Origin of the sequence: Rhodococcus sp. DMU2021 (genome assembly GCF_019641445.1) — a bacterium.
GTDB classification, from domain to species: Bacteria; Actinomycetota; Actinomycetes; order Mycobacteriales; family Mycobacteriaceae; genus Rhodococcus; species Rhodococcus pyridinivorans.
The window spans coordinates 1-2,018 of sequence record NZ_JAIFKB010000068.1 but is presented as its reverse complement, the minus strand read 5'-3'; the positions used below and the strand labels follow the sequence as shown (position 1 = coordinate 2,018).

The following is a 2,018-nucleotide window of genomic DNA, read 5'->3' as shown; positions in this document are numbered from 1 at the left end:
CGAACGACGGTGGCAGGTGCCGCCAAGCGCAGCCGCTCGTCAACACGAACACAATCGCCGTGAACACTGCCCGGTCGTCGATCGGTGCACTGCCACCGCCCTGTGGTCGGGACGCGAAGCGTGGAATGAGCGGTTCGGCGATCTCCCACAACGCATCCGGCACCAAACGTAGAGACAGCTCGTCGACCACGGATCACATCATGTACCACAACCCGCTTCGTCCACATGAGACACGCTCTAACCTCAAGATTTCGTCTCGTCGGAATCACTTCGGATTGATCAGGTGGTTGCCGCGTTCGTGGGGCAGGCGTGCGGGATCGCCGGCGCTGTGATCGCCGGTCCTCCGTGGCTGGTCGTCGGGTCTGATGTGTCTGGTTAGGCGGCGCGCAGGGCGGTCCAGGCGGTGTCGATGAGCTGGTTGTGGGGCCATCCTCTCGGGAGCCGCAGCAACCACCTTCGACCGGTGTGGACGATGCGTCCGGCGACGGCAAGGATCCGTAGGCGTAGCCATTTGGGTTCCCACCTGCGAACCTGCGCACGCTCGTCCCAGGCGAGGGTTTGGGTCCAGGCGAGTAGTTCGGCTGCGAGGGAGACGATTTCGAGCCAGATCTGGTTCTGGGCGAAGCCGTGGAACGGCAAGTTCCGCATCCCGGTGTCCTTGAGTGCGCGGATGCGGTCTTCGGCGCGGGCGCGTTGCCGGTGCCGGACCTCGAGGACCGGCAGGGTCCATCCGGGGCCGCGGGTGTTGGTCGCGAAGCAGGTGATCCGCCATCCGTCCGCGTCGGTCAACCGCAGTTGGGCGCCGGGATGGGGGCGTTCGCGGCGGACGATGACCCGCATCCCGTCGGGCCAGTCCTGCGGTCCGGGTCGGGTGGCTCGGGTCGGTTCCGGCATCCACGCGGTCAACTCGGCGACCTGGGCACCGTCGCGGGATTCACCGTCGCTGTCGATCGCGGCCCGCCACGCCCGAACAGGAATTGCCTCGATCGCAGCTTTGACGGTGTCGTGGGCGGGGAACCCGATCGAATACTCCAGGCCCGCGTCGGTGATGTGATGCAGGAACGCCTTCGAGCATCCACCGGAGTCCGTGCGGACCAGCACCTGGCCCCGCTCCGCTGCCGGGAGCTGAGCGAGCGCGTGATCGAGCGCGGTGATGTGATCCTGCTTGTCGAACGGGGACGCCTTGCCCGAACGTAGTTCCAGGACCAGCGGTTCCCCGGTTCCGTCCTCACCGTGGTCGACGAACACACACATCGGTGCGAACCCGAAGGTCCGCTTGTAGGTTGGCTCCGCGAGTTCCTTGTCCGAGTGCGCGGTCACCAATGTCGAGTCCAGGTCGACGATCACCTGGCCACCGTCACGACTGCCCGATCTGCCGGCCAACGGTCGTCGGCGCGTCCACACCGCAGCTCGCGCCTGGGCACGGGCCTGCCGGATCGCGGGCAGCACGTTCTCGACGTCACCGGCGAGTGTGGTGACCAATCGGGACACCGTCGGATCCGAGGCGACCAGTCCGAACAGGGCCGGTTGGGCCCGCACCACGGCCAGGTCCGCGGCGCAGTCACCGCCGAGCGCGACCGCCGTGGCCAGGTCGATGAGTACTTTGCCGGGATCGTGGATCGATCGCGGCGACCGCCACGGCGTCAACACCTGCGATAGGGCCCGCCCCAGGGTCGAGACCCGGATTGTCTCGCGAAGCAGCAGTGCCCCGGACGACGAGATCAGCGACTCGCGGCCGCGATCGAGAACCAGCGGTGGGTAGAGGTTAGGCTTCACCTGCGGAGTGCCTCTCTCGATGACGGATCTTGACCTTCGACAAGCCAAGAATCCACCACCGGACAGGCACTTCCGTGCTTTACACGCCGTACTCACCCCGCGGAAGACGAAACCGCGAGGCTAAGGCCCACCAAGTCTACGTCCCCCTACCCCCATCTATCCGCATCGGCCACCGGAACCGGTGTCGTGTCGCACGCCGGAGCGGTCCTGCTGCTGCGCACCGCGGAGAAGACCGGCCTCGC

Annotated in this window: 2 protein-coding genes; both read right to left on the bottom strand. The window is 66.7% G+C overall.

Annotated elements, in window-relative coordinates; all coding sequences use genetic code 11:
• Nucleotides 1-190 (bottom strand): transposase (locus K3M35_RS25605; protein WP_220667263.1); only part of this gene is annotated, 190 nt, incomplete at its 3' end.
• A 185-nt stretch (nucleotides 191-375) separates the two neighbouring features.
• Nucleotides 376-1,776 carry an IS1380 family transposase gene (locus K3M35_RS25600; protein WP_308257126.1) on the bottom strand — a complete coding sequence of 467 codons (1,401 nt, stop codon included), beginning with the start codon at nucleotides 1,774-1,776 and terminating at the stop codon, nucleotides 376-378.
• Nucleotides 1,777-2,018: the final 242 nt, after the last annotated feature.